This is a genomic window from Paracoccus sp. MBLB3053, from assembly GCF_031822435.1.
Taxonomy (GTDB): domain Bacteria; phylum Pseudomonadota; class Alphaproteobacteria; order Rhodobacterales; family Rhodobacteraceae; genus Paracoccus; species Paracoccus aurantius.
In genome coordinates this window covers 299,871-324,070 of sequence record NZ_JAVQLW010000004.1, presented here as the reverse complement: position 1 = coordinate 324,070, position 24,200 = coordinate 299,871, and the positions used below count along the sequence as shown (strand labels likewise).

Sequence of the window (24,200 nt, the reverse complement as noted above, 5' to 3'; positions counted from 1 at the left end):
GTTTGTAACTGAGTGAGGAATTGCCCAACCGATCCACAATGCGATGCTCGCCAGATCCAAACGAACGCTGAAGTTTCGTGACAAGCCCATCCGGCCAGATCGCAGCGAACGGGGGAATGTTCGCGGTCTCCTCTACCAGATCCTCACCGGTTTCCACATCGTCACGGAACTGCTGCCGCATCGCGTCCGGCCTTCGGGTCAGGAGCTTGCAGAAGGTCCTCACGCTGCCGCCACGTGAAAACGCTTGGAACATTTCAGGAACAAATGTGCGTCGAATGCCGCAGGGTTGCGCCGGAAGGCGCAATGTTTGCTGCCCGCGGGGCTTTCCATTTGATCCGCAGGGCCCGCTCTGAAAGATAGCAGCAAGTTCAGCACCTCAAAACCGACCTTTCCCCCATGTCCAAGAAGACCCTCAACCGCGACAATCTCGAAAAGCTGGGGGCGGAACGGCTCGCCGCCCTGGTGATGGACCTGGTGCAGGGCAGTGCTGCGCTGCAGCGGCGGGCCCGGATGGAACTCAGCGCCGCGCAGGGTCCCAAGGATGTGGCGGCGGATATCCGCAAGCGTTTCGCCTCGCTGCGCCGCTCAAGCAGCTTCGTCAATTGGCGGGGCCAGAAGGCCCTGGTGAAGGACCTGCACGGCCTTCTTGCGATGATCGAGAACACCGTCGCCCCGCATGACGCGAACGAGGCCTTCGAACTGCTCTGGGCCCTTCTGCAATTGGCCCCGTCGATCCACGCCCGCACCGATGACAGCAATGGCGCGATCGGCGATGTCCTGCATGAGGCCGTCCAGGTCATCGCGCGACTGTCGCCTAAATTCACCATGTCGCCCGATGCGCTGGCCGAGCGGATCCTCGATGCCGTCAGCGATGCCGGCCATGGTGAGTTCGATGACATCATCCCGGCTCTGGCGGGAAATCTTGGCCATTCCGGGCTTGAACATCTGAAGAAGATCACGACGGCCTGGCAGGCCTCGCCGCCGACCGTATCGGAACTGCAGCGCTTTCGCGGCTACGGCCGCGCCACCAACCCCGAAGAGAGCGTGCGTCGCAGCCGTGCCGCGACCGCATCGGTCATCCTGGCGGATATCGCGGATGCGCAGGGCGATGTCGATGCCTATATGGCGCGCTATTCCGCCGAGCAGCTGACCTACGGAACCATCGCGCCGGATGTCGCGCGGCGCCTGCTCGATGCCGGTCGGGTCGATGAGGCTGCTGATATCGTCTCGCAGGCGCGGCTGGCCGACAAGGGCCGGAACTTCCGCGACGAACTCGACGAGATCCATGCCGAATGTCTCGAGCGGGAGGGCAGGGGGGACGAGTTGAAGGCGCATCTATGGCGGGCATTCGAAGAGGTCCTCGACGGCCAGAGCCTGCGCAAATACCTCAAGCTGCTTCCCGATTTCGACGATATCGAGGCCGAGGAGAAGGCGCTGAACCTGGCCGAGGCCCATCCCGACCTGGCCGCGGCCCTGTATTTCCTGATCAGATGGCCCGCGCATGATCGCGCCGCGCGCCTCGTGCTGGCGCGGGCCGACGCGTTGGACGGGGATTTCTACGAGTTGCTGACGAGTGCGTCCGAAGCGCTCGAGGCCCATCATCCCCTTGCCGCCACGCTGATGCGACGGGCCATGATCGAGGACACGCTCGATCGCGGAAAGTCGAAGCGCTACCGCTACGCCGCCCGCCATCTTGCGGAATGCAAGTCCAGCGAGCCCGCCATCGAAGACTACGGTCGGTTTGCGACCCATCCGCAATTCGTGGACAGGCTCAGGCAGAAGCACGGGCGCAAATATGGGTTCTGGCAATTGATCGGGGCGTAAGGGGCGAAGGATGGTCGATGCCCGGAGGCCATGTGCGCGATTGCCGGTGCTCACGAGGGGCGCCGCATTTGAACGCTCCGGGGCACCCGAGGCGCGCGCATGACGCAGTATGTGATGCCGCCCGAGGGCGCGAACAGGCATGTCATCCTGTCGGGCTGCTCGGGCGGTGGGAAATCGACGCTTCTGGCAGCGCTTGGACGGCGGGGTTACGCCACGGTTTCCGAGCCGGGTCGCAGGATCGTCGCGGAAGAACTGCGCGGCAAGGGCAGGGCGCTGCCATGGATCGATCCTGAGGCCTTCGCGCGGCGGGCCATCGCTCTGGCGCTCGCAGACCGGGAACGGCTCAAGGACGCGAAGGGCTGGGTCTTCTTCGACCGCGGCCTGATCGACGCCGCCGTGGCGCTCGAACATGCGGCGGGGACTCCGGCATCGGAAGTCTTGCGCGGCACCGGGCGATTCCACGGGAATGTCTTTCTGACCCCGCCCTGGCCGGAAATCTACGCGACGGACGATGAACGTCAGCACGACCTAGGCGAGGCCGTCGCGGAATACCACCGCTTGGTCGCCGCCTATCGCCGCCTCGGTTATGCGCCGATCACCTTGCCGAAGATCGGCGTCGAAGGGCGGGCAGACTTCGTTCTGGACCGGCTGGCATAGCGAACGGCACGGGCCGCCGAGAAACGCGTTCGGTCGAAGGCCGCATGACGTTTCTCTTGATCTTGCCGTGGTTATCGGCAGGTTGCCAAGTCAGCCCGCCATGACGGGCAGCCTGCCCAAGGAGCCACCATGACCGCCCGCGCCCCCGATCCCGTCCTTCTTGCCCGGCTTGCCGATGTTGCGGTGCGGGTCGGCCTCAATCTGCAGCCGGGCCAGGATCTGGTGCTGACCGCACCGGTCGAGGCGCTGCCCCTGGTCCGCGAGATCGCGGCGAGCGCCTATCGCGCGGGCGCCGGTCTGGTGACGCCGGTTCTGTCGGATGATGACATATCCCGCGCCCGCTTCCGGCATGGTCAGGATGCCAGCTTCGAGCGTGCGCCGGACTGGCTTTACCGCGGCATGGCGCAGGCTTTCGAGGGCGGCGCGGCGCGCATGGCGATCGCCGGCGCCGATCCGATGGCGCTTGCCGCCGAAGATCCGGCCAAGGTCTCACGCGCCAACAAGGCCAATTCGCTGGCCTACAAGCCCGCGCTCGAGAAGATCGCGAATTTCGCGATCAACTGGACCATTGCCGCTTATCCGACTGTCGGCTGGGCCCGGCAGGTCTTTCCCGACCTGCCCGAAGACGAGGCCGTGCTGAAGCTGGCCGAGGCGATTTTCGCGGCCTCGCGCGTGACGAATGACGATCCGGTCGCGGCCTGGGCGGCGCATAACGCCGCCTTGCGGGCGCGCTCGGCCTGGCTGAACGACGAACGCTTCGACGCGCTGCATTTCTCGGGTCCGGGCACCGACCTGATGGTCGGGCTGGCCGATGGCCATGAATGGCATGGCGGGGCCTCGGTCGCGCAGAACGGCGTGGCCTGCAACCCGAATATCCCGACCGAAGAGGTGTTCACCACGCCGCATGCCCATCGCGTCAGCGGCACCGTGCGCGCAACCAAGCCCCTGTCCTATAACGGCGCGCTGATCGAGGACATCGAGATGCGCTTCGAGGCCGGCCGCGCCGTCGAGGCGCGTTCGAGCAAGGGCGAGACCGTGCTTCTGAACATGATCGACAGCGACGAGGGCGCCCGCCGCCTGGGCGAGGTCGCGCTGGTTCCTTTCAGTTCGCCGATCTCGCAGACGGGACTGCTTTTCTACAACACGCTGTTCGATGAGAATGCGGCCTGCCATATCGCGATGGGGCAATGCTATTCCAAGTGCTTCCTCGAGGGCGCCGCGCTGTCGCCCGAGCAGATCGCGGCGCAGGGCGGCAACAGCTCGATGATCCATGTCGACTGGATGATCGGCGGGCCGGATACCGATATCGACGGGATCCGCGCCGATGGCACCCGTGTGCCGGTCTTCCGCAAGGGTGAATGGGCGCGGTAAAGCGCGCGGCAGGAACGGCTCGACCGGACGATCAGGGTGGCTCGACAGCCTTCGACAATGCAGCCATGATTTGACCGTCGTGCCTGGCCGATGCCGCACCGCGCCGAGCACGTTCGAAAGCTTGCAGAGAAACCGGTTGTCGGCGGCGGCAAGTTCCACTTCTGCGATGAAGCCGGCCGATGCGGCTATGACCTTCATCGCCAGGTCGTCGCGCCGTCGCTGAACCCCGTGATGGCTGGTGACCGCGTGAAGACGGACCGCCGTGATGCCGTCATACTGGCGAAGCCGCACCGGGCGGGCGAGATGACCGCGGTCTGGGTTCCGAATGCGGCGCATGAGGCCATATGCGACTGCGCGGCAGCGATGCGCGTCACCGGCAAGGCCCGATAACGCCTGCAGGGGGTCCTGGTGCGCCACAGCCGCCTCTATCGCGGGAAGATGGGTTGGACGGTCGCCTGCCGGCCCTGGCTGACGACTGTGCGCTTTGACCACCCGTCTCAACTCTTTGCGGATCAGCGGGCCGAAGGAGCTGGTCCTTTCTATGCTGCCTTCTGCCTGGTGGCGCCCAGTACCGACGTCACGGCGCGTGCGATGGCCCAAATGAAGCCGACCATTTCTCGTGCGCACGCTGGTAACTGACGGGTCTACAGGATCGTCGTCTTCTTCGGAGATCGCCTTGTCCTGCTGGTGGAGTTCTTCATCGACCCCCCGTTTGCCATTGAAGAGCATTGTTTGATCCGGCATCTGGTCGGTGGCGGCCATCTAAACGGCGTCCAAGATCCAGCGAGCTTACAGCTGCGCGCCCTGATGACGTCCGCCGGCGATCGGGTCCCGATCAATGGCACGCGCTCTGAGGCGCTCCGGTCCGAACAGGGTGTCCCGTTCAGCTGTGTTTCCGTTACTGTGCCATCACCTCACACTGCGCCCCACCATCTCAAAGCCTTGCCGGTCCGATGCCGGCGCCACGACCTTCAGGGGCTTGCGGACGATCATCCGGTCGAGCCAGTCCGTTGCCCGATCTGACGCAACCTTTCGACGCCCCCGTCTCGCGCTGATCCGGGCCAGCTGGTCTTCGCCCTGAATCTTGCCGATCCGCACAGTGATTTTCTCAATTCGCGCCTGTGTGTCACGCAACTGCCCGGCGAGCACGTCAAGCGCAGGAACTGCCGCAGCGGGCACATCACGGGCCGCCTCGAGCAGCCGATCGACGTTGTCGACGAGGCAGGGCTCCAACCGCGAGATTAACGCCATGACCTGCAACCTTCGCAACTGAAGCCGGCAGAGAATCGCGCCTTACGCGTCCACTCTGGGAACCTGAAAGACATTCTTGGCAGGATCGAAGCCGATGGTGGGGCCATCCACACCATCGCTGGCTTTCTTGATGAGCGGACCGGCGACCGAGAAATGCCCATCCGACGAAAGCGGTGCCATGTCGCGATGCGCCAGGATTGCGGCCATCACCTTGCGCGAAATCTCGGTCGTCAACAATCGGTCGCGGTCTTTGGTGAAAACCTTAGGTCCCGAGGCCGACAAACCAGCAGAACAGCAGCTTATAATGCACCTGTTCATCAGCCGCCGCTCGGAGCGGATCGAAAGCAGGATCCGCAGCAATCAGGCCCGGATCAGTGGGCGATCGAGGGACGGCTGCCCATGGCAAAGCCGTTCGAATTCACCGTTGCGACTGGCGAGCGCGTCATTCACCACTTAATGGATCTGGCGCAACGGATCCCGCGCAGGGAGGCGCTGCTCCAGGTCCACATATTCCTGGCTTCAGGCGTCGATTCCCATCGGCAAATGTCGACGCCGCTCGCCGGTCGCGGCAAAGAGTCCATTCGCGATTGCGGGGGGGACCGGCGGCACGCCCGGTTCGCCCACTCCGGTTGCATGGACCGAGAAGGGATGCGACACGATATGGGTGACGACGACGGGGAAATTGTCCGCGCGCACGACATCGTAATCGTAGTAGTTCGACTGCTCGACCGCACCTTTCTCGAACGTGATGCCAGAATTTAGCGCCACCGTCATGCCCATCACCGCCGCGCCTTCCAACTGGCTGCGGATCCGTTCGGGGTTTGCCGCAAAACCGCAATCGATCGCCATGTGCATCTCGGGAACGGTAATCTTGCTATCGACGACCTTCACCCGCGCAGCACAGGCGACATAGGAGACGAAGCTTCTATGGACGGCTAGGCCGATGCCCTCGCCTTCAGGCAGATCCTTTCCGTAGCCGATGCCGTCAGCGGCGATGTTCAGGACATTGATGAGCCGCCCGGTATCGATCGGGAATTCGGACATCGGCTCGCCGTAGTTCCAGAAGTCATCCGGCAGGCCAGCCGCCTTGGCATCAAGGATCCGCGGCGCGCCGATCAGTTCAAGCCACATCGCCCTTTGATCCTTGCCGAGTTGCGCCGCGAGCTCGCCCACGCAAGACCCGATCGCCCAGGCATGTGGGATGTTCGACACCGAACGGAACCAGCCGATGCGGGTATGCGCCAAGGCCTTGCCGCTTTCGCAGCGAATGTTTTCGACGCTGAAAGGCAGGTCGCTCATCCCCATTCCCTGCTCGAGCGGCATGACATTGCCTTCATCCGGCGCAAAGGTGGACAGGATCGAAGGCGCCACCGAGCGATGCCGCCAGCCGGTGACTTTCCCGGCCGCGTCCATCGCCACATCGATCCGCTCGGCAGAGGTCGTGTGGTAGAATGAATGCTTCACATCGTCCTCGCGCGTCCACTGGACCCGGACCGGCGCGCCGACCGCCTTTGAGAGCAGCGCCGCCTCGGTGACGAAATCGGCTTTCGATTTCCGTCCGAACCCGCCGCCGAGAAGCGTGACATTCACTTTCACCTTCGCAGGATCAAGCCCCAGCGCAGCCGCCGCATCCACGCGCGTGGCATAGGGGCTCTGGACCGGGGCCCAGATCTCCAATCCCTCCGCGGTATAATGCGCGATCGCTGCCGGGGGCTCCATCGGGATATGCGCGATGTGGTCCTGCGTATAGGTTCCGGTGAAGGTCTTCGCCGCGCTGGCGAGGGCCGCATCGAAATCCCCCTGATCGCGTGCGACCGTTCCGGCCTGCTCGGATGTGGCGATCATCTCGGCCATATAGGCGGGCGAACTGTAGCCGCCATGCGGCCCTGCCTCCCACGTGATCTTCAGCCGCTCGCGACCATCAAGCGCCGCCCAGGTATTGCTTGCCACCACGGCGATCCCGCCAAGCGGGGCAAATTTCGGGGGCATCGACGCATAGGGCAGCTCGTGAACGCTCTCGACCCCCGGCAGGGCAAGCGCCTCGGTCGCATCGTAGGAAACGGCCTTCCCGCCCAGCACGGGCGGTCGGGCGATCACGGCGAATTTCATCCCGGGAAGGATCACGTCGGCACCGTAGATCGCGGCCCCGGTGGTGATGTCGTGAAGGTCGGTGATCTGCACCTGACCCTTGCCGATGTAGCGGAACTGATCCTCGGTCTTATAGGTGATCTCGGAATGGGGCGGGACGGGCTGCGCCATCGCCTTGGCGGCCAGATCGCCGAAGCCGACGCTTTGGCCGCCGGGGCCTGTCACTTCATGCATCTCGACCTTGACCGCCGTCGGCTCGACGCCCCATTGCTCGGCCGCAGCCCGTTGCAGCATGGTGCGAACCGATCCTCCGATCTTGCGCGCAACCTGGATATGGTGGCGCATCGAGCGGGAGCCGTCCGTGTCCTGATTGCCGTAGGTCGGCTCGTCTCCCGGAGCCTGCACGATTTTCACCCGTGCCCAATCGGCCTCCATCTCGTCGGCGATGACCATGGGCAATGAGGTCCGACTGCCAGTGCCCATTTCGGAACGATGGGCGACAAGGGTGACGGTGCCGTCCGCGTCGATCGAGACGAAGATGAGCGGGTTTTCGATGATGCCATGGGGCATGTCCGAACCGCCGACCGCATAGGTGTCGAAGGCGCGGGCCGGGACGGCATAGGCCGCAATCGCGAAGCTTCCGGCGGTCCCCAGAAACCCGCGGCGGGTGACCTTGGCCAGATGCACGCATTCCTGCGCATTTGCCAGATGGGGCTGGATATATTTCAGCATGGCTCAGGCTCCCGTGCTGGCGAGGCGAACGGCCTCGACGATCCGCTGGTAGCAGCCACAACGGCAGACATTGCCGGACATCGCCGTCAGGATCTCGTCGTCCGTCGGTTTCGGCGTTTCGTTCAGGAAGGCAGCGGCATGCATGATCTGGCCAGTCTGGCAGAAGCCGCATTGCGGGACGTTCCGATCGCGCCAGGCGACCTGAACCGGGTGATTGCCTGCGGGGTCCAGACCCTCGATCGTGGTAACCCGCTTGCCGGCTACCTCTCCGAGGGTGGTCTGGCAAGAGCGGACCGCCTTGCCGTCGACATGCACGGTACAGGCACCGCACAGCCCGACGCCGCAGCCGTATTTCGTTCCGGTGAGACCAGCAATGTCGCGGATCGCCCACAACAGGGGCATTGCCTCACTCTCGCCGAACTCCCGCTCGACGCCGTTCAGGGTGAATGTTGTCATGGCTTCCTCCCGCTACTGACAACTTGGCGGTAGAAATGGATTCTCGAATCGCAAAACCTGAGCCGGCGCAGCCCTCTGCGCTCGCCGCCTTCACGATGATACCACGATTGCCCATTTTTGATCAGCGCGGACCATGTCCGTATCGGATTACAAACGGATAAAAGCCAAATCGGCTGTCGCGCGGCCCGCCGTGCAGTCTGACAGAACGCGACAAAGACAGGGAATAGGCAGTCTGATCGCCGCTGCTTGCGGAGTAGCCTGCATCCTCAGTCGCGGCCCACGGCGGCTGCTCGCGCCTGGCCAATAGGCGGCATGCTTCGCAGCCGCTTTTTCGAATGTGGCGCCAATCCCTGCGTGCTTCAGTCCAGCCTTCCGGCGTCGTGGATGATGCGGCCGCCGCAGATCGTCAGGATCACGCCCAGATCGGGGATCCCGGTCGGGTCCGTGGCGTCGATATCCCCGCCCAGAAGCACGAGGTCGGCGGCGAGCCCGAGGCGCAGGGTTCCCGTCACGTGGTCACGATGCGCCGCCCAGGCACCGGCCGCCGTGTAAGCGTGCAGGACCTCGGTCAGGGACAGCCGCTCGTTCCGGGCGCCGTCATAGGGCTCGCGCGTCAAGGCCGCGGAAATTCCGCGCAGGACCGAGACATCGGCCACGGGCCAGTCGCTGGAGAAGGCGACGGGGGCACCCGCGTCGGCCAAGCTGCGGCACTGGTAGGCATCCGCCAAACGCGCGGCACCGATCCGCGACAGCGTCGGCTGCAGCGGGAAATCCATCGCCCCCGGAACATGGGGCGGCTGCAGGCTGGCGGTGATGCCGAGCGTCCCCAGTCGGGGAACATCGGCGGGGTCGATCAGCTCGATATGCTCGATGCGATGACGGCTGTCGCGGGGACCGTTGGCAGCTTGGGCCGCCTGATAGCCGTCAATCACCGTCCGGACCGCGCCGTCGCCGATGGCATGAACGGCGATCTGCAGGCCGCGTCGGTCAATCTCGGTCGCGATCTCGGCGAAGCGCGCGGGCGGGAAGAGCGGCTCGGAGCGGTGGCCGGGCTGGTCCGGATAGTCCTGCAGCATATAGGCGGTGCGGCTGTCGATCACCCCGTCCATGAACATCTTGACGAAGCCGGAACTGATCCAGTCATCGTCGAACTCCGCAGCCATGGCCGAGGCACGGTCGAGCGCGTCCAGCCCCATGTGCGGCTTGAAATGGAACGGCACCTTCACCCGCAGGGGCAGCGTGCCCTCGGCCCGCATCTCGGCGAGCAGTTCCAGCGTGTAGCGGTTGCCGTCCATGTTCACGAGGCTGGTCACGCCATGCGCGGCGCAATGCATCATGCCTTTGAGAAGCAGCGCCTTGTCGGCATCGCGCTCGGCCTCTGTCGGCCGGGGATCGGGCTCTTCGCCGGTGGCAATGCCAAGGTTGATGCGACCTTCGCCCGCGAAGGCGATCAATGGGCCGAAGGCCTCGAATTCGCGCAGCTCGCCCGTGGCAAGGCCGTCCTCGCCCATGACGACCTCGTGGCCATGCGGCATCTCGGCACCGTGCAGCAGACCTGCGGCCCTCAGCGCGGCGGTATTGGCCCAGACCGTGTGCAGGTCGGGCGACATCATCGCGATGGGACGATCCGCGATCATCGCGTCGAGGTCGTGACGCGTGGCAGGCCTGTCGAGAATGCCGTAATGCGCCTCCTGTGCCATGAGCAGCGGCAGGTCGGGATTCGCGGCGGCAAAGCCGCGAAAGGCCGCGCCGACCGCCTCGGCCCCGTGCAGATGACCGATATGCAGATGCGTCAGGTCGGCCCCGCCAAGCCCCACATGCACATGCCCTTCGAAAAAGCCGGGCAGGACTGTCCGCCCGCCCGCGTCGATGATCCGCGTTTCCGGCCCGGCCAGCGCCGCGATATCGGCCGCGCTGCCCACCGCGAGGATGCGCGCGCCGGCAAGGGCCACGGCCTCGGCCCGGGGCTGGTCCCGGTCCATGGTCAGGACGCGGGCATTGGTCAGGATCAGATCCGCAGCGATCATGGGTCGTCTCCCGAGAGCGTCCGTCGCATCGGCGTGGCTTACTTCAGCTTGATGGCGAAGTGCTTGCGCACCGGTTCCTCGATGGTCCATGTGCCCTTGAAGGTCGGTTCGACCACGAAGGCGTCGCCGGGCGTCAGCTTGACGGGGGCGCCACCGTCGGGGGTGATGGTGATGCGGCCCTCGATCAGGTGGACAAACTCATAGAACTGATAGGTTGCATGCCAGGTGCCAGTCGTCGCCTCCCACGTGCCCGAAATCATGCTGCCATCAAGCGAGCTGTGCTGCACCCAGTAGCGCATGGTCGGGTTGCCCTCGACCTTGGTCCAGCCCTCGAGGTCGGTGGTGATGGGCTCTGGGCCCGGTTCGGGAAAGCGGAAAACCGTGTCGCTCATGTCTGTCCTCGTGAGGCGCGTCGTGGGTCGAGGCTCTTGGTAGGCGGGCCTCGCGCGGCGCGCAAGCCAGACCATCGGAGCAGGGGGGCGATCACCGAAGGGACTGGCGGGCCGACGTGAAATCGTCAAAGACTGTGGCGCGCGAAAGGCGCAGGCAGGGATAGGGAACGGGCATGGAGATCCGCAACGCCAGGGCATCGGATGCCGCGCATCTGGTGCGTTTCATCAACATGGCGGCGGACGACCTGCCCCTGCATTTCTGGCGAAAGAGCGTCGGCCCAGAGGGTGATCCTTGGGCGTTCGGAGAGGAGCGCGCGGCGCGCGAGACCGGGAACTTCTCCTTCCGCAATGCGTGGCTTGCCGAGGTCGACGGCACGGTCGCCGCCTGCCTGCTCGGCTATGCCGCCGAAGGAACCCCGGGTCCGATCGACCCGGACACGCCGCCGATTTTCGTGCCGCTGCTGGAACTGGAGGCGCTGGCACCGGGCTCGTGGTACCTCAACGTCCTGGCCACCTACGAGGATTTCCGCGGCAAGGGTTTGGGTAGCGCATTGCTCGCGCATGCCGAAGCGATTGCCGCCGCCGCTGGCCTTGGCAGCATCAGTCTGATTACCGAAGACACGCATGAGGACGCGCTCCGTCTTTATACGGCGAAGGGCTACCGGCAGGTCGCCCGCCGACCAGTCGTCAAAGACGATTGGAAGGTCGATGCAAGCGAATGGATCCTGTTCACGAAGCCCGTTCACACCACCTGAGCCGGCCACGCAGCGCCGTCCTTCTGCTCACCCCGGGGCGCATTCGCAGTGAGCGGGTCAGCTCGCCGAGCACTTCTTTCCGACACCCGTTTTTGTCCCAAGGGGGTGGCAGGAACCGAAGCTCATTGTACAGTCATGTTACGCAGTCAGGGCCCAGCATGAACGGTCGGATCGGTGCCGAAGAGAGGGGGATGAACTCGGAAAAAAATGTCGCCCCGAGCATCTATAAAGATGATCTGGCGGCCCTTAAGCCGCCTGTCGAGTTCGATTGTCGAGGGGCGGCGGCGCCGTCCATGGCGCGAAAACCAACGGAGACGATCTTGACCATCTTCAAGGGCCTGTCGGCCTTTCCCATCACACCGGCCGACCCTAATGGGCGTGTCGATACCCGGTCGGTCGCGCGGCTCGTGCGGCGGCTGTCCGATGCCGGAGTCGACTCGATCGGGCTTCTGGGCAGCACCGGAAGCTATCCCTATCTGAGCCGGACCGAGCGCCGCCGCGCCATCGAGGCCGCACTTGCCGAGGTCGGTGACACCACCCCGCTCATCGTCGGCATCGGCGCCTTTCGCACCGACGAGGCGACAGGCCTTGCGCAGGATGCCAAGGCCGCCGGTGCCTCTGCCGGCCTGCTCTCGGCCATGTCCTACCTGCCGCTGAGCGAGAACGAGGTCTTCGAGCATTTTTCACAGATCGCCGCACATGGCGGATTGCCGATCTGCATCTATGACAATCCCGGCACCACGCATTTCCGGTTCTCAACCGATCTGGTGAAGCGCCTGGCGCAGCTTCCGGGCGTGTTGGCGATCAAGAACCCGACTTCGAAACCCGATGAGGTCGCGCCACATCTCGCGGCGCAACGTGCAGCTTTCGGCGACGGTCTGTCGATCGGCTATAGTGGCGACGGGTGCTGTGCCGAGGCCATGATTTCTGGGGCAGACGCGTGGTACAGCGTCCTTGGCGGCACGCTTCCTGGGCCTTGCCTGCAGATCGTCCGCGCCGCCCGGCGCGGCGATGTCGACGAGGCCCGCCGCGTCGATGCCGCCTTGCAGCCAATATGGGACCGGTTTCGCCGGTACACCAGTTATCGGGTGGTCCATGAAGTCGCCGCGCAACTGGACCTGTGCCACGTTTTGCCTCCACGACCGATCCTCCCGGTCTGCGACGAGGCCAGACAGGCCATCGCGGCGGCCCTGCGCGATCTGCCGCAGGAATGGCTGGATCGCCCTTGATCGAGGCCCCCCTGCTTCGGCTGGGCAGAAAACGACTGCCGGGCCTCGCCCTTTCCGCACGGCGCTTTTGCGGCCGGCCTGTCTGAGCAGTTCCACCCCGCCGAGATGCAAGACCAGGAACTGGCCAATCCGCAACGAAGCACGCAAGCAGCGGCTCCCTGTCGATCTGGTTCGATCCGGACATGATCTGGTGCCGCCGCCGACCGCCACGCGCGACAGGCCGTTACAGCATCCACACCCAACGGCGGCATGGATAGGTCGCGATGATCCTGAAATCCGGGCGCTCCCCGGAAGCCTCGCTCCCGAACTGTCGAGCTAGCCTCGGGTTTCAGGTCTCCGAGGTGTCGCCGGTCGCCGGCAGGTCGTCACCTGAATCGAGCGGAAAAAAATACGCGATCCTTTGGCGCAGCAGCTCCGGCTCCAGGGCCGGATCATGGCCGCTCTGGCGCTGCTCGATCAACGCCTTCCATGGATAGCTGTCGGTTCGCATCTGCACACGCTCGAAATGCTCGTCCAGCGAACGGATGCGCCGAGCGGGATTGCCCCCGACAACTGAATTCGGCGGGACATCGCTGCTCACCACCGCGCCGGCGCCGACGATTGCGCGCGGTCCGATCGTGACGCCGGGAAGGATCGTTGCCCCCCGACCGATGAAAACGTCGTCATGGATGATCACCGGACCTACGGCGTCGAGCTTTGCCCCATATGCGTGATTCATCATGATGGCGCTGCCGTCATGCCCGGAAAGCCAGGCGCCGACGATCCAGACATTCTTGCCAATCGAGGTCAAGGCAGGATCGGTGAAGATGGAATCCGGCAGAATATAGCAATTCTCGCCGAACCGGTGAAAACCGCCATGAGCCTTGAGGTATGCGGTCCACTCCTCGGGGCTCGGCTTGCACAGCTTTCGCCAAAGCCCGACATTCTTTCCTTTCACCATGGCCCGATATGTCAGTAGTTTTCGGAGCATTCCGGTTACCTTTCCTGGCGAAGCAACAGCGAGTTCAGCGCCTGGGTTGGGCTCGCGGCCGCCACTTCGGCGAGCGGAGGTGGTGGGAAAGCACAGATCGCGGCGAGGTCGCCCATGACATGCACCGTCGAAGCCCAATGCGCAACAGCATCAGGTCTTTCCGCGATTCAATCCATCTGTCGAAATCGGCAGAAGTGGCAGACCGATACAGCCAGGTGGCTGGTTTCGTGGCGCGGGCGCAGCGAGGGCCCAGCCGCGGTCGGTCATGCGATTGCAGACGGGGGCGTAAAGACTTCGCCCAATCCCACTGCAGCGCGGCAGATGTCGGCCGAGAAGCCCTGATCCGTGAATTGCCCCGCGAACAGCTATGCCTTGGTAAGCCAGTCGGCGAACAGGCGCGCCTTTGCCGAGGCGCGGGAATGGATCGTCAGGTGGAAACCGGCGGGTGAGGGCAGGCTTTCCGGGACAAGCCTGACGAGGCCCATCTGCCCAAGCCTGTCGCCCAGCAGCCGCTCCCATCCCAGCACCGCACCGACGTCGTCCTGCGCCGCCTGAAGGGCAATCATGTGATTGTTGACGTGCATGCTGCGCCCTTTCGCAGCGGCCAGACCCAAGGCCCGGAACCAGTCCGACCATCCGGTCCAGTCATTTTCCTCGCTGCGCATATGGATCAGCGGCACGTTCATCAAATCGGATGCATGGCGAATGTCATGCTGCTGGCGGAACGCCTCGCTTCCCAATGCCAGGATCCGGTCCTGGAAAAGCGGTCGCCATTCCTCGTCATCCTGCTGCGGCATGGCATAGCGGATGCTCAGATCATATTTCCCGGCGCTGCCCGGAACGTCACTGATGATCTGCGAGACAGAAATGTCGGGATAAACCTTCCAGAAGGCGCCGATCTTGGGCGTCAGCCAAAGCGAGCTGACGGCGGTCGTGGCGCGGATGGTCACATCGACCTTGTCCGTGCTTTCGCGCAATTGGGTGACCGAATCCGAAATCGTCTCCAAGGCCCGCTGCAGGGTGATCAACAGGAAGGCTCCCTTCTCGGTGAGCTCGACCCCGCGATGCCGACGGATGAACATCGCGCAGCCAAGATCCTGCTCCAAGGCCTTGATCTGATGGCTGACCGCGGCCGGGGTGACATTAGTCTCTTTTGCCGCAAGCTTGAAGCTCAGATGCCGGCCCGCGGCCTCAAAGGACAGCAGGGCAGTGATCGAGGCAAGGTCATAAGGTCTACGCAAGGGACACCATGGGTTAATTCAACTAATCCAGAATGAATTTTTGTGCCGTTGTCAACGGACAGCCCAGGTCCGATTGTCCCGGCAGAGCCCGCCGCATCACAGGAGACCCCGCCATGGCGCAGATGACCAGCACAGCAGGCACGTCGCGCTGCCGCCGTCATCAGGCGATCATGGCAAGCTTGCGGCAAACACCCTGCTGACCAAGGCCACGCGCCAGGCGCGGCCCGTTTTCATTCCTAGGGACATCCGGCCCTTCGGACCGCAAAGGAGATACCCATGCCGCAAGACTCCGACGTTCTTTCGATGCTGATGCGTCGCAAGCCCGCCCATTCCCTGGCGCAGGAATTCTATGGCGATCCCGGGGTCTTCCAGGTCGATATGGACAAGATCTGGTATCGCAGCTGGCTGTTTGCGATCCCCTCCTGCGAGATCCCCAAGCCCGGCGATTACGTGGTGCATGAGGTCGGGGTCTATTCGGTCGTGATCGTTCGCGGCAATGACCGCGAGATCCGCGCCTTCCACAATTCCTGCCGGCATCGCGGCTCGGTCCTGTGCAAGACGAAGAAGGGCAAAAATCCCAAGCTGGTCTGTCCCTATCATCAATGGACCTATGACCTGGACGGAAAATTGCTCTGGGCACGCGACATGGGTCCGGAATTCGATCCCTCGCAGCACGGGCTGAAACAGGTCCATTGCCGCAACGCCTCGGGCATGGTCTATATCTGCCTCGCGGATGAGGCGCCGGATTTCGAAACCCTGGCCGCCGAGACCGCCCGCTACCTTGCGCCGCATGACCTCGAGAACTCGAAGATCGCCCATGAAAGCACGATCATCGAGAAGGGCAACTGGAAGCTGGTCTGGGAAAACAACCGCGAATGCTATCACTGCGCGGGCAATCACCCATCGCTGTGCCGGACCTTCCCCGAGGACCCGCGCGCCATCGGCAACATGGGCGATGGCAGCGAGCTGGCCACGGCGCTGGACAAGCATGTCTCCCGCTGCGAGGCGGTCGGCGCGCCATCGGCCTACAGGATCGCCGAGCATGGGGAATGGCGCTTCGTGCGGACGCCGCTGCTTGAGACCGCCGAAAGCTACACGATGGACGGCAAGGCCGCTGTCACGCGGCCGAATTCCTCGATCCCGTTCAAGGATGCCGGCGCGCTTCTGAAATTCATGTACCCGGCGACCTGGAACCATTTCCTGTCGGATCACAGCATCCTGTTCCGTGTCACCCCGCTCAGCCCGACCGAGACCGAGGTTTGCACGAAATGGCTGGTCCACAAGGACGCCGTCGAGGGGCAGGACTATGATCTCAAGCGCCTGACCGAGGTCTGGATCGCGACCAATGACGAGGATCGCGAGGTGGTCGAGAACAACCAGCGTGGCATCCTGACCCCGGCCTACCAGCCCGGCCCCTATTCCGAGATCCACGAAGGCGGCCTGATCCAGTTCAGCGACTGGTATTCCGCGACGCTGATCCGCGAGATCACCGGCCCTCGCGCGATCGCGGCGGAATAAGCCATGTCGGAGGCAAGCGAACTGATCGTGTCCGGCGAAGCCCTGATCTGGCAGGACAGCGAAGAATTGGAATGCTGCTCGGTCGTTCCCGAGGCGGCCGACGTGGCGACGATCAGCTTCGTCTCACCCGGCGGGGCCCTCTTCAAATACGAGCCCGGACAGTTCCTGACGCTGGAGCTGCCCGTGCCCGGGGGAAACGTCTGGCGGACCTACACGATCTCCTCCTCGCCCTCGCGGCCGCTGACCATCTCGGTCACGGTCAAGGCCCAGGCGGGCAGCCTTGGCACGCGCTGGATGCTGGACCATCTGAAGCCGGGGATGCGGATCAGGGCCAGCGGCCCGCTGGGCATCTTCACCATGCCGCGCCGCGAGAAGAAGAAATACCTGTTCATCTCGGCCGGGTCCGGCGTCACGCCGTCGCTGTCCATGACCAGCTACCTGTTCGACCGCGGGACCGATATCGACGTGGTGTTCGTCAATTGCGCGAAAAGCCCCTCCGAGATCATCGGTCGCCAGCAGCTTGAGCAGATGGCGGCCCGCGTCCCCTCGATCAAGCTCTACTTCATCGTCGAGCAGGACGATCCCTACCGCGTCTGGACGGGGCTTCGCGGCCGGCTGAACCAGCTGATGATCGGGCTGATCGCCAGCGACTATCTCGAGCGCGAAGTCTATTGCTGCGGTCCCGAACCCTTCATGGATGCCGTGCGCGAGATGCTGATCTCGCTGGGATACGACATGGGGCGCTATCATCAGGAAAGCTTTGGGACACCGGTCGAGACCCAGGCGGACGCGATCGTCCATGACGACCTCGTGCCCGACGCGCGTGCCGAGGCCAGCATCGCCTTCACCCGATCGCAGGTCAGCAAGGCCTGCCACGAGACCGACACCATCCTTGCCGTCGCCAGGGCCTCGGGCATCGTCATTCCCTTCGGCTGCACGTTCGGCGTCTGCGGCACATGCAAGGTGCGCAAGCTCTCGGGCCAGGTCCAAATGGTCCATAGCGGCGGGATCTCGGAGGAGGATATCGAGAACGGCTATGTTCTGGCCTGTTGCTCGCGTCCCATAGGCGGCGTCGCGATCGACGTGTGACCATGCCCGCCCCGTCATGACGGGCCTGTCATCCCGCGACACCCGGGCCGGAGGAAGGCCATCCGGCTTTGGATCAACCGCTTCGGTGATCGGCGCGTTTCGGTGCGCCGCGTGTCGCTGCTTCCATGCCGCTTGGCAAAGGAATATGCCGCGCCGGGCCCATTCCCGCCAGGCCCGACGATGACGACAACATATTCGCGCGGCCAGCTGTCGGGGCGTTGTTCGGTCCAGCTTTTGTGACCGGCCATGTTGAAGGCATTGGCGCGCGTCATGTGCGTTTTCGCCCCGGCTGGGACGAGTCCGGCAAGGAATTCCCCAATTCGCTTAAAGAACACGAATGCAGGGCGTCGCAACAGCCGCAGGCCTGCGCGATCGCGCTGATGGTCGCGTCCGTGTAGCGCAGGCGCAGCAAGGCCCGGCATGAGACGCAGGTCGGCCAGAAAGTCGGCTCCAGCGTCCGACGTCAAGTTCCTGCGCGGGCTGGGCGCAGGACATCGACAATGGTCGCAGAGGCCGAAAGCGTGAAGGGGTTGGCCAGCAGAAAACCCGTGCTCAGGCGCTTCTGCGGCAATCTGGGCGCGGCGGGCCGGCGCGAAATTCCCGCGAGCCAGAACCGGGGACAAAGGCAGTCTGACCCAGTTCTGCTAATGCCCAACCGCTGAACATTCTCCTTTGCGGCAAGTCAGCCGATGGCCTTACCAAAAGCGGCGGAAAGCAAAGGAAAAGGCCAAGCAAGGGAGGCCCCCGACATGACTGCCCGGATGGTGCTGGAAGGCATCTACACGCCACTGATCACGCCATTGCACGCGGACGGGTCCTTTGACCTCGACAGCCTCGCGGCGCTGATCGAGACCCTTGTCAGCGCCGGCGTGCACGGGCTGATCTCGGGGGGCTCGACCGGCGAGAACTATGCCCAGAGCGTCGACGAACGCCTTGCGCTGGCCCGTTTCACCGTCGAGCGCGTGGCCGGGCGGCTGCCGGTCATCATCGGCACCGGGGCGATGCGGACCGAGGATTCCCTGGCGCTGGCCAAGGGCGCGCGCGAGATGGGCGCGGATGCGATCCTGCTCGGGACGCCGCCCTATTCCGTCCCGACCGAGCGCGAGAACGCGCTGAACGCGCTGGCCATCGACCGCGCCGCCGACCTGCCGGTGATCCTTTACAACTACCCCGGCCGGATGGGCGTCGAGATGGGGCGCGACTTCCTCGACCGGGTGGGCCGGTCGCGCAATGTCATCGGCATCAAGGAAAGCTCGGGCGACATCAACCGCGTCCACCTGCTGGCGCGCGACTATCCCCATATCCAGATGTCCTGCGGCATGGACGACCAGGCGCTGGAATTCTTCGCCTGGGGCGCGCGCAGCTGGATCTGCGCGGGCTCGAACTTCCTGCCGCGCGAGCATGTCGCGCTTTACGAGGCCTGCGCCATCCGCGGCGATTTCGACAAGGGCCGCCGGATCATGTCGGCCATGCTGCCCTTGATGCGGGTCCTCGAACAGGGCGGCAAGTTCATCCAATGCGTCAAGCACGGGGTCGAGGTCACGGGCGTCAGTGCCGGACCGATGCGCCCGCCCCTGAAGGGGCTGAACAAGGACGAGAAACGCGCGCTGGAACAGGTGATCGGTGTGCTGAAGACCAGCGTCGCGGCCATCACGGAGGGGAATTGACATGGGCGATTTGTTGACGACCGCGGAATACAAGGCCATCGCGGCCACGCTCGAACTGCCGCAAAACGCCTTCATCGACGGCAGCTTCCGGCCCGCGATCTCGGGGAAAAGCTTCACCACGGTGAACCCGGCGACCGGCGCGGCGCTGGCCGAGATCGCCGCCTGCGGGGCCGAGGATGTCGACCTGGCCGTCTCGAAGGCCCGCGAGTCCTTTGATGACGGGCGCTGGTCGCGCCTGCATCCCGCCGCGCGCAAGGAGGTGCTGTTGCGCCTTGCCAAGCTGATCGAGCGCAACTCCCGCGAGCTTGCGGTGATGGAAAGCCTCGACAGCGGCAAGACCATCTTTGATTGCGAGACCGTCGATGTCCCCGAGACGGTGCATGTCCTGAAATGGCATGCCGAGCTGATCGACAAGATCTACGACCAGGTCGCGCCAGCCTCGGACGACCATATCGCCATGATCCTGCGCGAGCCGGTCGGCGTCGTCGGTCTGGTGCTGCCCTGGAACTTCCCGCTGCTGATGCTGGCCTGGAAGATCGGACCGGCCCTTGCCGCCGGCTGCACGGTGGTGGTGAAGCCCGCCGCCGAGACCACCCTGACGACCTTGCGGGTGGCCGAACTAGCCGTCGAGGCAGGCCTTCCCCGCGGCGTCCTGAACGTGGTGACCGGCTCGGGCTCGGAGGTCGGCGAGCCGCTGGGCCGTCACCCCGATGTCGACATGGTCAGCTTCACCGGCTCGACCGCGACGGGGCGGCGCTTCCTGCATTATTCCGCAGACAGCAATCTCAAGGAGGTGGTGCTGGAACTGGGCGGCAAGAATCCCTGCATCGTGCTCGACGATGCCGAGGATCTGGACGCGGTCGCGGCCCATGTCGTCAATGGCGCCTTCTGGAACATGGGCGAGAACTGCTCGGCCGCCTCGCGGCTGATCGTCCAGAAGGCGATCAAGCCGAAGCTGCTGGAACGCGTCGCGGCCCATGCGCGGGAATGGAATTCCGGCGATCCGCTGGATCCCTCGGTCCGGGTCGGGGCGCTGGTCTCGCAGGCGCATTTCGAGAAGGTCTCGGGATATCTCGCGCAGGCCGTCAAGTCGGGCCGGATCGTCCTTGGCGGCGAAAGCCATGGCGGCACCCATGTCGCGCCGACCGTGGTCGAGGTCACGGATCGCGACGACCGGCTGGCTCGGGAAGAGATCTTCGGCCCGATCCTGACCGTCATCGAGGTGGCGAGATTCGAAGAGGCGATCGCGGTCGCCAATGACACGAAATATGGACTTGCGGCGTCGATCTTCACCGCCAATGGCAAGCGGGCGCTGCGCGGCGCGCGGATGCTGCGGGCCGGGACGGTGACCGTGAACAGCTTCGGCGAGGGCGACATCACCACCCCCTTCGGCGGTTACAAGCAGTCGGGCTTCGGCGGGCGCGACAATGGCATCCATGCCCATGACCAGTATACCCAGCTCAAGACGATCTGGCTGGACCTGTCCGATCACGCGGATACGGCGCTGGACTGATCATGGCGGTGCATGCGGCCATTCGCCTGCCGGTCTTCAACGGCCCCGCCGGCTGGAGCGCGATCCTGCCCCCGGTCGCGCCCCGCGCGCGGCTCGAGGGAACCACCGGCTGCGACGTGGCGATCGTCGGGGCGGGCTTCGCCGGGCTCTCGGCCGCGCGGCGGCTGAAGCAGATCGATCCTGCGCTTGACATCGTCCTCCTCGATGCGGCGCGGGTCAGCGAGGGGGGGACCGGGCGGAACTCGGGCTTCATGATCGACCTGCCGCATGAGCTGACCTCGAGCGACTATGCCGGGGACGATGGCAGGGACCGGCAGCTGACCGCGCTCAATCGCCAGGCGATCGACTTCGCCGGCGCGGCGGTGCGCGACTATGCGATTCCCGAGGGCTGTTTTCAACGCAGCGGCAAGATCAATGCCGCGGCCTCGGAACCCGGAATCGCGGCCAATCTCAGCTATGCCGCGCATCTTGCCGCGATGGGCGAGGCGCATGAGCTGCTGGACGCGCGGCAGATGAAAGAGATCACCGGCTCGGATTACTACCGCACCGGCCTTTTCACGCCGGGCACCGCGATGCTGCAGCCCGCAGGCTATGTCCGGGGGCTGGCCGCCGGGCTGGAAGGGCAGGGCCTGCGCATCTTCGAGCGCTCGCCGGTGCTGCGGATCGAGACACAGGGCCAGCGCTGGCGGCTCACCACGGAGGCCGGATCGGTCACTGCGGCAAAGGTCATCCTGAGCAATAACGGCCATCTGGAAAGCTTCGGCTTCAAGCGCGGCCGGCTCATGCATGTCATGCTGAACGCCTGCATGACCGAGGAGCTGCCCCCCGAGGCGATCCGCGCCCTTGGCGGGCAGGAATGCTGGGGCACGACGCCCGCCGACCCGATGGGCACGACCGTGCGCCGCATCGGGCCGGGGCAGGGCGGCCACCGCATCGTCATCCGCCAGGGCGGCTATTACCGCCCCGAGATGCAGACCAGCGCCGCCGACCTCGCCCGCGCCGCCCGCGCCATGCGCCGCAAATTCGACGCGCGCTTCCCGATGCTGCGCGGCATCCGCTTCGAACATGCCTGGTCGGGGCACCTGTGCCTGTCGCGCAATGCCGTCTCGGTCCTGCGCGAGCTGGAGCCGGGCCTCTTCGCCGCCTGCGTCCAGAACGGGCTGGGCACGGCGCGGGGGACGCTGACCGGCATCGGCGCGGCGGAACTGGCCTGCGGGCGCGAAAGCGCCATCACCCGCCATTTCGGTGCCGAGGAGGAACCCTCGGCCCTGCCGCCCCATCCCTTCGACAGCTGGGGCGCAAATGCCTATATGCGCTGGAAAGAATGGCTGGCCCGGCTAGAATGAGCCCTCCACCAGGAGGACGCCTCATGCCGCCGGTCAAGCGCCGCTACCTGCCATCGCTGGGCTCTTTCGCGACTTTCGAAGTGGCCGCGAAGCATCTGAGCTTCACCCTGGCCGCGAAGGAGCTGAACGTCACCCAAGGGGCGGTCAGCCAGCAGATCCGCCTGCTTGAACGCGCGCTGGACGTGGCCCTGTTCGTGCGCCGTCACAATGCGCTGGAGTTGACCCCCGAGGGCGCGAGCCTGCAAGCGGCGGTCACCGCCGGGCTCGACACGATCAGCGCCGGGGTCTCGGCCATCTCGGGTGACGAGGGGCCGCAGACGGTCACGCTTTCGGCCACCAATGGCATGGCAAGCTTCTGGCTGAAGCCGGTGATCGACCGCTTCCGCGCGAGCCATCCCGAGATCGGCTTCACCGTGCTCGCCTCGGACGAGGACGGCACGCTGCGCAACTATTCCGAGGTCGATATCGCCTTCCTCTGCGGCAGCGAGCGCTACGAGGTCGGCGAAGAGCTGCATTTTCTGTTCCAGGAGGTCGCCCAGCCGGTCTGCACCCCCGCCTACCTGGCCGAGCACGGCCCCTTCGACACGCCCGACGACCTGAACCGGGTCAACCTGCTGCATCTGCACGACCGGCACTGGAGCGCGGATGCCATCGGCTGGCAGCCGCTCGGTTGGGCCGAATGGTTCCGGGCGCAGGGCGCCGAATGGGCCAAGGCGCCCTCGACGCTCTCGACGAACAAGGTGGGCCTGTTGATGGAAGCTGTCCTTGAGGGCGAGGGCGTGATGCTGGGCTGGCATCACATGGTCCGCGCCCCCATCGCGCGGGGCGAGCTGGTCTTCGCCCATCCCGCGCCGATCACCGCCGGGCGGGGCAACTTCTTGACCTGCAAGAAGAAATCCCTCAAGCGCCCCTGCGTCGCGGGGTTCGTCGCGCATGTGCTTGACACTTTGCGGGATGAGGCCGTCTGATGCCACGCGGGCGCTGACGCAGATTTTCTAATGCCTGACCTAAGCAAATTCTCGTTTGCCGTCAGGGGCCCCGGCAGGGGATAAATCCTGTCAACCGGGCCATGGGGCCCCCGGACCGAACAAGCAAAGCCTGCCCCGACAAGTGAAATCGCCGATCCGGGCACGTTCTCGGCCCGTCGCGCAGCGCGCGGCGCCGGCTGTCGGCTGCCCGCCGGCCAGACGACAGCGGAGGACTGACATGCGCAGAATTTTGGGGACCATCCTCGCAGGGGCCGTGGCGCTCGGCCTTGCCCTGCCGGCGGCGGCCCAGGACAAGGTCATCAGGATGGGCACCCTGTCCTGGGAGGACCTGACCCCGATCACCGGCATCACCAGGAAGGTGCTCGAGGACAAGGGCTATACCGTCGAGGTCACGCCCTTCTCGGAATGGGGCATCGCCTATGCCGCGCTCGCCAAGGGCGACGTGCAGATCCTGGCCTCGCAGACCGATTACGTCGCCCAGGATTACTGGCAGCGCAACAAGAACCGGCTCGAGAAGATCTCTCCGGTCTCGCACGGGCTCTACCAAGGCATCGCGGTGCCGAAATACGTGCCGATCGATTCTCTCGAGCAGCTGAACGAGAATGCCGAAAAATTCGGCGGCAAGATCGTCGGCATCGAGCCGGGCGCCGGCCTGATGCGCGATGCAGCCGAGGCGGTCAAGCAATACGGGCTTGACCTGCAACTGGTCGAGGGCAGCAGCGCGGCGATGACCGCCGCGCTGAAATCCGCGACCGAGCGGCAGGAATGGATCGCGGTCACCATCTGGGAACCCTCGTGGATGGTGCAGAAATACGATGTGAAATACCTCGCCGATCCCAAGGGCGTCTTCCCCCCGCCGCAGGGCTATTACTGGATCGGCCAGAAGGGCTTCTCCGAGGAATATCCCGAGGCCCGCGAGGCCATGGCGAGCGTCTATGTGCCGCTGGCCGACATCACCGCGATCAATTCGGCGGTGAATGACGGAAAGACCATGGACGAGGCCATCGCCGACTGGATCGCGGCCCATGCCGACCTGATCGGGCGCTGGGAAAACATCAAGTCCTATTGAACGGGCGGGGACGGCG

21 protein-coding genes and 1 pseudogene are annotated in these 24,200 nt (G+C 64.9%); 14 read left to right on the top strand and 8 right to left on the bottom strand.

The window, feature by feature from the left end:
- The first annotated feature begins 396 nt into the window (after positions 1-396).
- The 4 genes from RGQ15_RS20090 to RGQ15_RS20075 all read left to right on the top strand — a co-directional run bounded on the left by RGQ15_RS20090 (position 397) and on the right by RGQ15_RS20075 (position 4,242).
- Complete coding sequence (locus tag RGQ15_RS20090; protein WP_311162615.1) at positions 397-1,824, top strand: DUF6880 family protein; 1,428 nt, start codon at positions 397-399, stop codon at positions 1,822-1,824.
- Positions 1,825-1,923: 99 nt separating this feature from the next.
- Positions 1,924-2,481: an AAA family ATPase gene (locus RGQ15_RS20085; protein ID WP_311162614.1), complete on the top strand. Its 558-nt coding sequence runs from the start codon at positions 1,924-1,926 to the stop codon at positions 2,479-2,481.
- A gap of 129 nt (positions 2,482-2,610) precedes the next feature.
- Complete coding sequence (locus tag RGQ15_RS20080; RefSeq protein WP_311162613.1) at positions 2,611-3,852, top strand: aminopeptidase; 1,242 nt, start codon at positions 2,611-2,613, stop codon at positions 3,850-3,852.
- 90 nt (positions 3,853-3,942) lie between these two features.
- On the top strand, positions 3,943-4,242 hold the full coding sequence (locus tag RGQ15_RS20075) for a hypothetical protein (RefSeq protein WP_409201360.1): 300 nt from the start codon (positions 3,943-3,945) through the stop codon (positions 4,240-4,242).
- A 519-nt stretch (positions 4,243-4,761) separates the two neighbouring features.
- On the opposite strand, the gene RGQ15_RS20070 is transcribed toward RGQ15_RS20075, so the two are convergent.
- The 6 genes and pseudogenes from RGQ15_RS20070 to RGQ15_RS20045 all read right to left on the bottom strand — a co-directional run bounded on the left by RGQ15_RS20070 (position 4,762) and on the right by RGQ15_RS20045 (position 10,798).
- Positions 4,762-5,103 (bottom strand): hypothetical protein, encoded by a 342-nt coding sequence (locus RGQ15_RS20070; RefSeq protein ID WP_311162612.1) that lies wholly within the window; start codon positions 5,101-5,103, stop codon positions 4,762-4,764.
- A 126-nt stretch (positions 5,104-5,229) separates the two neighbouring features.
- A pseudogene (locus RGQ15_RS20065) lies at positions 5,230-5,610 on the bottom strand (transposase); the annotation flags it as partial.
- Positions 5,611-5,622: 12 nt separating this feature from the next.
- The gene (locus RGQ15_RS20060; protein ID WP_311162611.1) at positions 5,623-7,923 is read right to left on the bottom strand and encodes a xanthine dehydrogenase family protein molybdopterin-binding subunit; all 2,301 of its coding nucleotides are present in this window, start codon (positions 7,921-7,923) and stop codon (positions 5,623-5,625) included.
- Positions 7,924-7,926: 3 nt separating this feature from the next.
- Complete coding sequence (locus RGQ15_RS20055) at positions 7,927-8,379, bottom strand: (2Fe-2S)-binding protein (RefSeq protein ID WP_311162610.1); 453 nt, start codon at positions 8,377-8,379, stop codon at positions 7,927-7,929.
- A gap of 359 nt (positions 8,380-8,738) precedes the next feature.
- Entirely contained in the window at positions 8,739-10,406 is a 1,668-nt protein-coding gene (locus RGQ15_RS20050) for an amidohydrolase (protein WP_311162609.1), read from the bottom strand.
- Between the two features lie 38 nt (positions 10,407-10,444).
- Entirely contained in the window at positions 10,445-10,798 is a 354-nt protein-coding gene (locus RGQ15_RS20045; RefSeq protein ID WP_311162608.1) for a cupin domain-containing protein, read from the bottom strand.
- A 173-nt stretch (positions 10,799-10,971) separates the two neighbouring features.
- On the opposite strand from RGQ15_RS20045, the gene RGQ15_RS20040 reads away from it, so the two are divergent.
- Together RGQ15_RS20040 and RGQ15_RS20035 are read left to right on the top strand one after the other, a co-directional pair.
- Positions 10,972-11,553 carry a GNAT family N-acetyltransferase gene (locus tag RGQ15_RS20040; protein ID WP_311162607.1) on the top strand — a complete coding sequence of 194 codons (582 nt, stop codon included), beginning with the start codon at positions 10,972-10,974 and terminating at the stop codon, positions 11,551-11,553.
- A 320-nt stretch (positions 11,554-11,873) separates the two neighbouring features.
- Positions 11,874-12,782 (top strand): dihydrodipicolinate synthase family protein, encoded by a 909-nt coding sequence (locus RGQ15_RS20035; RefSeq protein ID WP_311162606.1) that lies wholly within the window; start codon positions 11,874-11,876, stop codon positions 12,780-12,782.
- A 328-nt stretch (positions 12,783-13,110) separates the two neighbouring features.
- Here the strand turns inward: RGQ15_RS20035 and RGQ15_RS20030 are convergent, their stop codons facing one another.
- Complete coding sequence (locus tag RGQ15_RS20030) at positions 13,111-13,890, bottom strand: acyltransferase (protein WP_311162605.1); 780 nt, start codon at positions 13,888-13,890, stop codon at positions 13,111-13,113.
- A 227-nt stretch (positions 13,891-14,117) separates the two neighbouring features.
- A complete protein-coding gene (locus RGQ15_RS20025; RefSeq protein ID WP_311162604.1) occupies positions 14,118-14,993 on the bottom strand; it encodes a LysR substrate-binding domain-containing protein in 876 nt (291 codons plus the stop codon).
- 276 nt (positions 14,994-15,269) lie between these two features.
- Here RGQ15_RS20025 and RGQ15_RS20020 point away from each other — a divergent pair, with 276 nt between their 5' ends.
- From RGQ15_RS20020 to RGQ15_RS19985, 8 genes are all read left to right on the top strand, one after another.
- Positions 15,270-16,511: an aromatic ring-hydroxylating oxygenase subunit alpha gene (locus tag RGQ15_RS20020; RefSeq protein ID WP_311162603.1), complete on the top strand. Its 1,242-nt coding sequence runs from the start codon at positions 15,270-15,272 to the stop codon at positions 16,509-16,511.
- A gap of 3 nt (positions 16,512-16,514) precedes the next feature.
- Complete coding sequence (locus tag RGQ15_RS20015) at positions 16,515-17,600, top strand: hybrid-cluster NAD(P)-dependent oxidoreductase (protein ID WP_311162602.1); 1,086 nt, start codon at positions 16,515-16,517, stop codon at positions 17,598-17,600.
- A gap of 125 nt (positions 17,601-17,725) precedes the next feature.
- Positions 17,726-17,998: a hypothetical protein gene (locus tag RGQ15_RS20010; protein ID WP_311162600.1), complete on the top strand. Its 273-nt coding sequence runs from the start codon at positions 17,726-17,728 to the stop codon at positions 17,996-17,998.
- Between the two features lie 351 nt (positions 17,999-18,349).
- Entirely contained in the window at positions 18,350-19,267 is a 918-nt protein-coding gene (locus RGQ15_RS20005) for a dihydrodipicolinate synthase family protein (protein WP_409201359.1), read from the top strand.
- Between the two features lies 1 nt (position 19,268).
- Positions 19,269-20,780, top strand: coding sequence for an aldehyde dehydrogenase (locus RGQ15_RS20000; RefSeq protein ID WP_311162598.1), 1,512 nt, complete (start codon positions 19,269-19,271; stop codon positions 20,778-20,780).
- A gap of 2 nt (positions 20,781-20,782) precedes the next feature.
- Positions 20,783-22,126 carry an NAD(P)/FAD-dependent oxidoreductase gene (locus RGQ15_RS19995; protein WP_311162597.1) on the top strand — a complete coding sequence of 448 codons (1,344 nt, stop codon included), beginning with the start codon at positions 20,783-20,785 and terminating at the stop codon, positions 22,124-22,126.
- 23 nt (positions 22,127-22,149) lie between these two features.
- A complete protein-coding gene (locus tag RGQ15_RS19990) occupies positions 22,150-23,094 on the top strand; it encodes a LysR substrate-binding domain-containing protein (protein WP_311162596.1) in 945 nt (314 codons plus the stop codon).
- Positions 23,095-23,332: 238 nt separating this feature from the next.
- Positions 23,333-24,184, top strand: a complete 852-nt coding sequence (locus RGQ15_RS19985) for a glycine betaine ABC transporter substrate-binding protein (RefSeq protein WP_311162594.1) — start codon at positions 23,333-23,335, stop codon at positions 24,182-24,184.
- Positions 24,185-24,200: the final 16 nt, after the last annotated feature.

Bases quoted from the DNA above. Each gene is read 5' to 3' on its own strand.
- RGQ15_RS19985 (WP_311162594.1), top strand. From the start codon at position 23,333: ATGCGCAGAATTTTGGGGACCATCCTCGCAGGGGCCGTGGCGCTCGGC.
- RGQ15_RS20005 (WP_409201359.1), top strand. From the start codon at position 18,350: ATGACTGCCCGGATGGTGCTGGAAGGCATCTACACGCCACTGATCACG.
- RGQ15_RS20040 (WP_311162607.1), top strand. From the start codon at position 10,972: ATGGAGATCCGCAACGCCAGGGCATCGGATGCCGCGCATCTGGTGCGT.
- RGQ15_RS20070 (WP_311162612.1), bottom strand. From the start codon at position 5,103: ATGGCGTTAATCTCGCGGTTGGAGCCCTGCCTCGTCGACAACGTCGAT.
- RGQ15_RS20045 (WP_311162608.1), bottom strand. From the start codon at position 10,798: ATGAGCGACACGGTTTTCCGCTTTCCCGAACCGGGCCCAGAGCCCATC.
- RGQ15_RS20090 (WP_311162615.1), top strand. From the start codon at position 397: ATGTCCAAGAAGACCCTCAACCGCGACAATCTCGAAAAGCTGGGGGCG.
- RGQ15_RS20055 (WP_311162610.1), bottom strand. From the start codon at position 8,379: ATGACAACATTCACCCTGAACGGCGTCGAGCGGGAGTTCGGCGAGAGT.
- RGQ15_RS20010 (WP_311162600.1), top strand. From the start codon at position 17,726: ATGCCGCTTGGCAAAGGAATATGCCGCGCCGGGCCCATTCCCGCCAGG.
- RGQ15_RS20000 (WP_311162598.1), top strand. From the start codon at position 19,269: ATGGGCGATTTGTTGACGACCGCGGAATACAAGGCCATCGCGGCCACG.
- RGQ15_RS20050 (WP_311162609.1), bottom strand. From the start codon at position 10,406: ATGATCGCTGCGGATCTGATCCTGACCAATGCCCGCGTCCTGACCATG.
- RGQ15_RS20075 (WP_409201360.1), top strand. From the start codon at position 3,943: ATGCCGCACCGCGCCGAGCACGTTCGAAAGCTTGCAGAGAAACCGGTT.
- RGQ15_RS20015 (WP_311162602.1), top strand. From the start codon at position 16,515: ATGTCGGAGGCAAGCGAACTGATCGTGTCCGGCGAAGCCCTGATCTGG.
- RGQ15_RS19990 (WP_311162596.1), top strand. From the start codon at position 22,150: ATGCCGCCGGTCAAGCGCCGCTACCTGCCATCGCTGGGCTCTTTCGCG.
- RGQ15_RS20060 (WP_311162611.1), bottom strand. From the start codon at position 7,923: ATGCTGAAATATATCCAGCCCCATCTGGCAAATGCGCAGGAATGCGTG.
- RGQ15_RS20080 (WP_311162613.1), top strand. From the start codon at position 2,611: ATGACCGCCCGCGCCCCCGATCCCGTCCTTCTTGCCCGGCTTGCCGAT.
- RGQ15_RS19995 (WP_311162597.1), top strand. From the start codon at position 20,783: ATGGCGGTGCATGCGGCCATTCGCCTGCCGGTCTTCAACGGCCCCGCC.
- RGQ15_RS20085 (WP_311162614.1), top strand. From the start codon at position 1,924: ATGACGCAGTATGTGATGCCGCCCGAGGGCGCGAACAGGCATGTCATC.
- RGQ15_RS20020 (WP_311162603.1), top strand. From the start codon at position 15,270: ATGCCGCAAGACTCCGACGTTCTTTCGATGCTGATGCGTCGCAAGCCC.